This window comes from Flavobacterium arundinis (assembly GCF_038289855.1).
Lineage (GTDB): Bacteria > Bacteroidota > Bacteroidia > Flavobacteriales > Flavobacteriaceae > Flavobacterium > Flavobacterium arundinis.
The window spans coordinates 181473-190534 of sequence record NZ_JBBYHR010000010.1; the positions used below are offsets into that span (position 1 = coordinate 181473).

Sequence of the window (9062 nt, forward strand, 5' to 3'; positions counted from 1 at the left end):
CCTCTGATTGTTCAGAACTTCACATAAGCACATTTTCAGCTTTTAGCCTTGTTGGAATTCATAATCCTGCTAATGATCTAATGCCTGCATCTTTGAAGAAGCAGCCCCCGGCTATTTATAATCCGTTAAAATGCCAATAGCACCATTCTGATTGCAGGTGGCATATGCAATGCACTGAAAAACTTAAAAAAGACACGCTTACGACATCGCTTAAAAAATTCATGGAATAACAACACAACCGCCATCTATTTGATTTTTAAATATTTAATTCGACTGATTACACCTGTCAATACATTGTCATCTTTTAGTCATCGCTAAAATTTATCCCTAAAGCGCATGAGGTTTTATTTTAGCGACCATTTATTAAATAATTAAATATACTTTGAAAAACCCCTAAAACAAACCGCATGAAAAAAACACTACTCTATTGCTGGCTACTGGCGTTATTTGCAATAACCCGGATGAATAGCCAAGCCTTCACGGAAAATTTTGATGATGTAACCACCTTATCCGGCAATGGATGGTTTACACAAAACAATAGCCAGCCGTTGGGAACATTATCATGGTTTCAGGGAACTAATATTGGCGCAACAGGGCCCTTTGACGCCTATAATGGCGCAGCAAATGCCTACCTTGCAGCTAATTATAACAGTACAAGCGGCAGTGGGACTATAAGTAATTGGTACCTGATGCCTAACAGGACGCTACGCAATGGTGATGTACTTACTTTTTACACCCGCACCCCGGGTGCTGCTACAGTTTTCCCTGACAGGCTTGAGGTACGACTTAGCACCAACGGCGCCAGTACCAACGTAGGCACAACGGCTACAGGGGTGGGAGACTTTACAACCCTGGTACTATCTGTAAATCCTACTCTGTCAACAACGGGCTATCCAGGCACTTGGACACAATATACTATCACTATGGCTGGACTTCCTGCACCAACATCGGGCAGGTTTGCATTCCGCTACTTTGTAACGGGAGCGGGTTCTTTAGGAACAAATTCTGATTATATAGGTATTGATAATGTAGTATATACCCCTTATTCATGTCCCACCCTAACAGTGAGCGCCCCGGCAGGAGGCCTGACCGACGGAAGTGTGGGTATTGCGTATTCAAAACAATTTACACAAACGGGAGCGTTGGGAACTGCAAATTATGCCGTTACGGCAGGAGCTTTGCCTCCCGGGCTTACGCTTTCTGCTTCCGGGACTGTAAGCGGCCCGCCAACTACACCCGGCACTTATAATTTCACAGTAACAGTTGATGATACTAGCGGCTGTTCAGCAAGCAGCGCTTTTTCGATAACCGTAATTAACCCCTGTACCCTAAATGCAACGCCGTCAATGCAGACCAATATAGCCTGTAATGGTACAAGTACCGGCGCGGCTACTGTGGGAGTGACAGGAGGTACAGCGCCATTTACTTACTCATGGTCGCCATCAGGTGGTACGGCAGCTACAGCTACAGGCCTTTCGGCAGGTACCTACACCGTAACGGTATCCGATGCCAACGGCTGTACCGATACACAGGCATTTACCATAACACAGCCTACGCTGCTTAACGCAATGGCAGCCGCGCAAACCAATATTTCCTGCAACGGCGGGTCGAACGGATCGGCTACGGTGGCAGTAACGGGAGGAACACCGGGCTACACCTATTCATGGGCGCCATCCGGCGGTACGGCGGCAACGGCTGCAGGCCTCGCGGCGGGTACCTATACGGTGACGGTGACCGATGCCAACGGCTGTGAGGCTACGCAGGCATTTGCCATCACACAGCCTACGGCCCTTACGGCGTCGCCTGCATCCCAAACCAACATTGCCTGCAACGGCGGTTCGACAGGAGCTGCTACGGTAACAGCAACAGGCGGCACAGCCCCTTACACCTACACATGGAATAATGGTGCTGTCACTGCTTCAGTTAGCGGCCTTGCGGCAGGCACCTACACCGCAACGGTAACCGATGCTAACGGCTGTACCGCAACGCAATCATTTACAATCACGCAGCCTACGGCCCTTACGGCGTCGCCTGCATCTCAAACCAACATTGCCTGCAACGGCGGGTCGACAGGAGCTGCTACGGTAACGGCAACAGGCGGCACAGCTCCTTACACCTACACATGGAATAATGGTGCTGTCACTGCTTCAGTTACCGGCCTTGCGGCAGGCACCTACACCGCAACGGTAACCGATGCCTACGGCTGTCAGGCTACGCAGGCATTTACCATAACACAGCCTACGGTGCTGAATGCAACGGCAGGCGCGCAAACCAATATTGCCTGCAGCGGCGGGTCGAACGGATCGGCTACGGTGGCAGTAACGGGAGGAACACCGGGCTACACCTATTCATGGGCGCCATCGGGCGGTACGGCAGCAACAGCTGCTGGCCTCGCGGCAGGTACCTATACGGTGACGGTGACCGATGCCAACGGCTGTACAGCTACACAATCTTTCACTATAACACAGGCCTCGGGAACCGAGATCGTTTGGGGAAGCGGCTCGTCGGATGCGGCAGAAAACCTTAACGGCAGGTTTGCAAACGCCTTCAATGGGGCGGGATCCTGGCAGGCAGTTAGTGTATTTGACGGTAACGCAACTCCCGGTAATGCTTTGTGGACGCGCAGTACAACAGGGACATCCAACGGCGCCTATTGGGGTAATTTGCCTCCCATGGCATCGCCATCACAAACCGATGGTGTTGCGTTGTTTGACTCGGATTTTCTGGATAATGGAGGTGTACAGGGAGCATTTGATACCGGTTCGTCACCATCACCCCATAAAGGACGCTTGATATCCCCTTCATTTGACCTTTCCGGACATAATGGACAGGATTTGTATGTTGATCTTTATTTATATTACCGGAAATTTAACATAGATGAATTGTCGATAGGCTATTCTAATGACGGAGGGGCAACCTGGACGGATGTTAGCATACAACAGCCGGGAGTTATATTCAACACTGCTATGGTAACCTATCCATTAACCGGTTTTACAAACGCCGCGGATCTTACCAATTGTAAAATACGGTTTACGTTTAATGGCGATTATTATTTTGTCATGGTCGATGACGTTACCATTCGCACGGCTGGAATGGAAGCCCTATCTGTTGATATAGTATCGCAAACAAACATAGCCTGCAATGGCGCAACCAACGGCTCAATTAACCTTACCGTTTCGGGAGGGGCTGCTCCTTACACTTACGGCTGGAACAACGGTAGCACTATCAAAGACCAGACCGGATTAGCGGCAGGCAACTACTCGGTGACCATAACCGATGCCAACGGGTGTACCGCTGTAAAGAACGTAACCATCACCCAACCAGCAGCGGCGCTTACCGCAAATGCAACATCGACCAACATAGCCTGCAATGGCGCAACCAACGGCTCAATTAGCCTTACCGTTTCGGGAGGGACTGCGCCTTACACTTACGGCTGGAACAACGGTACCACTACCAAAGACCAGACCGGCTTAGCGGCGGGTAACTACTCGGTGACCATAACCGATGCTAACGGGTGTACCGCTGTAAAGAACGTAACCATCACCCAACCAGCAGCGGCGCTTACCGCAAATGCAACATCGACCAACATAGCCTGCAATGGTGCTTCCAACGGCTCAATTAACCTTACCGTTTCGGGAGGGACTGCGCCTTACACTTACGGCTGGAACAATGGTAGCACTATCAAAGACCAGACCGGATTAGCGGCAGGCAACTACTCGGTGACCATAACCGATGCCAACGGGTGTACCGCTGTGAAGAACGTTACCATCACCCAACCAGCAGCGGCGCTTACCGCAAATGCAACATCGACCAACATAGCCTGCAATGGCGCAACCAACGGCTCAATTAGCCTTACCGTTTCGGGAGGGACTGCGCCTTACACTTACGGCTGGAACAACGGTAGCACTATCAAAGACCAGACCGGATTAGCGGCAGGCAACTACTCGGTGACCATAACCGATGCCAACGGGTGTACTGCTGTGAAGAACGTTACCATCACCCAACCAGCAGCGGCGCTTACCGCAAATGCAACATCGACCAACATAGCCTGCAATGGCGCAACCAACGGCTCAATTAGCCTTACCGTTTCGGGAGGGACTGCGCCTTACACTTACGGCTGGAACAACGGTAGCACTATCAAAGACCAGACCGGATTAGCGGCAGGCAACTACTCGGTGACCATAACCGATGCCAACGGGTGTACTGCTGTGAAGAACGTAACCATCACCCAGCCAGCAGCGGCGCTTACCGCAAGTGCAACATCGACCAACATAGCCTGCAATGGCGGTTCCAACGGCTCAATTAGCCTTACCGTTTCGGGAGGTACCGCACCCTACACTTACGGCTGGAACAACGGTAGCACTATCAAAGACCAGACCGGCTTAGCGGCGGGCAACTACTCGGTGACCATAACCGATGCCAACGGGTGTACCGCTGTGAAGAACGTAACCATCACCCAACCGGCAGCGGCGCTTACCGCAAATGCAACATCGACCAACATAGCCTGCAATGGCGGTTCCAACGGCTCAATTAGCCTTACCGTTTCGGGAGGGACTACGCCTTACACTTACGGCTGGAACAACGGTAGCACTATCAAAGACCAGACCGGATTAGCGGCAGGCAACTACTCGGTTACCATAACCGATGCCAACGGGTGTACTGCTGTGAAGAACGTAACCATCACCCAGCCAGCAGCGGCGCTTACCGCAAGTGCAACATCGACCAACATAGCCTGCAATGGCGGTTCCAACGGCTCAATTAGCCTTACCGTTTCGGGAGGTACCGCACCCTACACTTACGGCTGGAACAACGGTAGCACTATCAAAGACCAGACCGGCTTAGCGGCGGGCAACTACTCGGTGACCATAACCGATGCCAACGGGTGTACCGCTGTGAAGAACGTAACCATCACCCAACCGGCAGCGGCGCTTACCGCAAATGCAACATCGACCAACATAGCCTGCAATGGCGGTTCCAACGGCTCAATTAGCCTTACCGTTTCGGGAGGGACTACGCCTTACACTTACGGCTGGAACAACGGTAGCACTATCAAAGACCAGACCGGATTAGCGGCAGGCAACTACTCGGTTACCATAACCGATGCCAACGGGTGTACTGCTGTGAAGAACGTAACCATCACCCAGCCAGCAGCGGCGCTTAACGCAACAGCAGGAGCGCAGACTAACGTGTCCTGCAATGGCGGGTCGAATGGTTCGGCTACCGTGGCAGTAACAGGAGGAACACCATCGTATACCTATTCGTGGGCGCCATCGGGCGGAACGGCGGCAACAGCTACCGGCCTTGCAGCGGGAACCTACACAGTTACCGTGACCGATGCCAACGGCTGTACCGATACACAGTCCTTTACCATAACACAGCCTACGGCGCTTAACGCAACAGCAGGAGCGCAGACTAACGTGTCCTGCAACGGCGGGTCGAATGGTTCGGCTACCGTGGCAGTAACAGGAGGAACAACACCATCGTATACCTATTCGTGGGCGCCATCGGGCGGAACGGCGGCAACTGCTACCGGCCTTGCAGCGGGAACCTACACAGTTACCGTGACCGATGCCAACGGCTGTACCGATACGCAGTCCTTTACCATAACACAGCCTACGGTGCTTAACGCAACAGCAGGAGCGCAGACTAACGTGTCCTGCAACGGCGGGTCTAACGGTTCGGCTACTGTAACAGTAACGGGAGGAACACCATCGTATACGTATTCATGGGCACCATCGGGCGGAACGGCGGCAACTGCTACCGGCCTTGCAGCGGGAACGTATACCGTTACCGTGACCGATGCCAACGGCTGTACCGATACGCAGTCCTTTACCATAACACAGCCTACGGTGCTTAACGCTTCGGCAACCCAAAATTTCCCGGCAACCTGTTCTGAAAGCCTGGACGGGGGCGCAACAGTAACGGCAGCAGGAGGCACAACTACCTACACCTACCTATGGGATAACGGCGCTACTACAGCTGTAGTGACCAACCTTTCTGTGGGCAGCCATACAGTGACCGTAACCGATGCCAACGGATGTACGGCAACAGCCAGCGTAACCATCGGGTTTGACGACACACAGGACCCTGTACCATCTGTAGCCAATCTGCCTGCTATTACCGCACAGTGCGTGGTAAACCAGGCCGACGTACCTGTACCTTCTGCAACGGATAACTGCGTGGGTACAATAATAGTAACATCGGATGCTGTATTCCCTATAACAGACCAGGGCACAACGGTTATTACATGGACGTATGAAGATGTAAACGGCAATACTACGACACAAACACAAGACGTGGTAATTACCGACACTACAGCACCGGTACCTGCGGTAACCAACCTGCCTGCCATAACCATGCAATGCCAGGTGCTTACCAGCGATATACCTGTGCCTACGGCTACAGACAACTGTGCCGGGACACTTGTTGCCTCTACTACAGATCCTTTGCTGTACACAGCTCTGGGCACGTATACCATCACATGGAGCTATGACGATGGCAACGGCAACATCACTACGCAAACACAAAGTGTTACGGTAACCGAATCGGCTATCAATGCGGTAACGTTTACCAGCCAGACGGTTATTTATAACACTGCGGCGCAATCCATTTCCGTAGCCAACCTTCCGGCGGGTGCGTCTGTTGCCTATTCCATTACCCCTGACACCGGGTTGGGCAACGCAGCGATAAACACAGGTACCTACACCATAACCGCTGTAGTAACGCCTGCGGCCGATGCGCCAAACTGTGACCCGGTTACCCTTACGGCGACGCTGACCATAGAGCAGGCAGCGCAGGTAATCACTTTCGACCCGATACCGGTTAAAAACCTTGAGGCTGACCCTGACTTCCAGCTTACGGCTACCGCATCTTCAGGATTGCCGGTGTATTACACGTATACGTTTACAGCGCCAACAACTCCTGCCAGCGTATCCTCAACCGGCTGGGTAGACATGCTTACATCGGGCATAGTAGAGATCACGGCCCACCAGGATGGCAATGTCAACTACCTGCCTGCTGCACCTGTAACACAGCAGTTGGTTATCAACAGCAGCGATGCCAGCATACACAATGTAACTATTGGCGATGTGGTGTATACCAGCCCGGGACAGGATATTTACCACCTGATGCTGTGTGAAGATACAGCGGGTTCTGTAAACGTTTCTATCACAACCGAGGCCAATGCGTCCGTAACACCGGGGCATACCTTCACGATAGACACCCCCAGGCCGGGCATCTACAGCCAGACAGTTACCATAACATCGCAGGACGGTACCGTAACGCAAACCTATATCATAACGGTAGAGAAAATGTTCCAGTTCTTTGATGTTGCCGTACAGAAATTTGACAACGTACTTTTGGCGAACAACAACCCTGAAACCAATGGCGGTTATTCGTTTACTGCCTACGAATGGTACAAAAACGGCAGCCTTGTAAGCCGCAACCAGTATTTCTCCGAGGGGCCGACATCTAACGACCTGCTTGACCCTGATGCAGAGTACTACCTGAGGCTTACAACTGTGGAAGGCGATGTGCTGCAAACATGTATCGGGCAGGTAACCCTCGAGCACAGCTTTAGGGTATCGGTAATCCCGAACCCGGCTGTGACAGGTGGTGAAATTACCGTTATCGCCGACTTCCCCGGGGAAGAATTTATCGATATGCGAATTGATATCCATGACATCAACGGAAGGCTGGTACACTCAGGCCAGACAAGCCAGAGGATAACACAGGTGCAGCTGGCCACGGGAATTGAGGCAGGCGTGTACATTGTGAGTTGCACCACCCCTAAGCACACGCAATCATTCAAGATAATCGTTCGCAAATAATCATTAGCATCTTACACATGAAAAAATATATAAGCACCATCAAAAGCATTTCCGCTATAGCTTTTACAGGGCTATGGATAGCCTGCCCAAATGACACGTTTGCACAGAATAGCGAAATCTCTGCCTCTATAGGCGGAATATCTTCTTCCCTGAATTATAAATACCAGACAAAAGACGGAGAAAATATTAATATTGGTATCGAGTATGCGTATTACTTTTCTGAAAATATTGGTATCGCCATAGGAGCAGAATACCAAAGGGTAAATGCATCTTCGTACATCAGGAAAATTGACGGTTCGTATAATACCGCAGATTATGAACAGGAACCATTTGAATTCAGGTATACTATGAATGAATTTAGCGAGCAGCAAAAAATAAATTTCCTGAACATACCTGTAGCATTTGTATACCGCACGGGCGAAACGGGTATTTATGCAAGAGTGGGCGCAAAAGTAGGTTTGCCGGTATCAGGCAGTTTTTCATCGCGATACCTGCTTTCGACCAGTGGTTTTTATCCGCAGTATAATGCAGAATTATCTGACCCCCTGTTCATGGGTTTTGGGGACTTTGGCAAAGTTTCTGCCAGTGGCAATTCAGTACAGCTGAAACCCTCATACATTGCTTCATTTGAACTGGGAATTAAAGAATCTATAGGAAAGAATAATTTTTATGCCGGGTTTTACTTGGATTACGGCCTGAACAATATTGCCGGGGACCAAAGCCATCCGGTTGAGTATGTGGTTAAAGAGGACGGCGCCGGATTTAAATACAACAGTATATTAAATTCACCTAATATAGATAGCGTTAAAACGTTAGCTTTCGGGGTAAAATTGAGATATTCATTCCTTAATTTTTAACAGGGGTGAAAGGTAGCCAAAACTATTCAACAGCTATGAATACAAAAAACCCTCTTACAACGGCCTAACACATACTGATAAATCTCCTGTAAAAGTTGTTCGAAAATTGTCCGGGCAAGTCCACTGAAAGAAAAAACCTACTTAATTTTTGTTAAGTAGGTTTTTTTTGATGTTATTGTCTCGTCCTGAAATAGCGATACAAAAAAAACTTCATTATGTCAGAAGAAAGAAATTATGTAAAGCGAACCCAGCAAGATTACAGCCTGTCTCTTAAATTACAAATCGTTCAGGAGATTGAGCGCGGAGAATTATCCACTCATGGTGCCTGTAAAAAATATGGTATACAAGCCAGGTCAACAATTGTAAGTTGGCTCAG

Annotated in this window: 2 protein-coding genes and 1 pseudogene; all 3 read left to right on the plus strand. The window is 50.3% G+C overall.

Annotated features, from left to right (window positions below):
* The first annotated feature begins 407 nt into the window (after positions 1-407).
* A complete protein-coding gene (locus AAEO56_RS16860) occupies positions 408-7829 on the plus strand; it encodes a T9SS-dependent choice-of-anchor J family protein (RefSeq protein WP_341698243.1) in 7422 nt (2473 codons plus the stop codon).
* A 17-nt stretch (positions 7830-7846) separates the two neighbouring features.
* Positions 7847-8686 carry a hypothetical protein gene (locus tag AAEO56_RS16865; RefSeq protein ID WP_341698244.1) on the plus strand — a complete coding sequence of 280 codons (840 nt, stop codon included), beginning with the start codon at positions 7847-7849 and terminating at the stop codon, positions 8684-8686.
* Between the two features lie 215 nt (positions 8687-8901).
* Positions 8902-9062, plus strand: a pseudogene (locus AAEO56_RS16870) (IS3 family transposase); the annotation flags it as partial.

Excerpts from the sequence above, each read along its gene's own strand:
- AAEO56_RS16860 (WP_341698243.1), top strand. The coding sequence starts at position 408 with ATGAAAAAAACACTACTCTATTGCTGGCTACTGGCGTTATTTGCAATA.
- AAEO56_RS16865 (WP_341698244.1), top strand. The coding sequence starts at position 7,847 with ATGAAAAAATATATAAGCACCATCAAAAGCATTTCCGCTATAGCTTTT.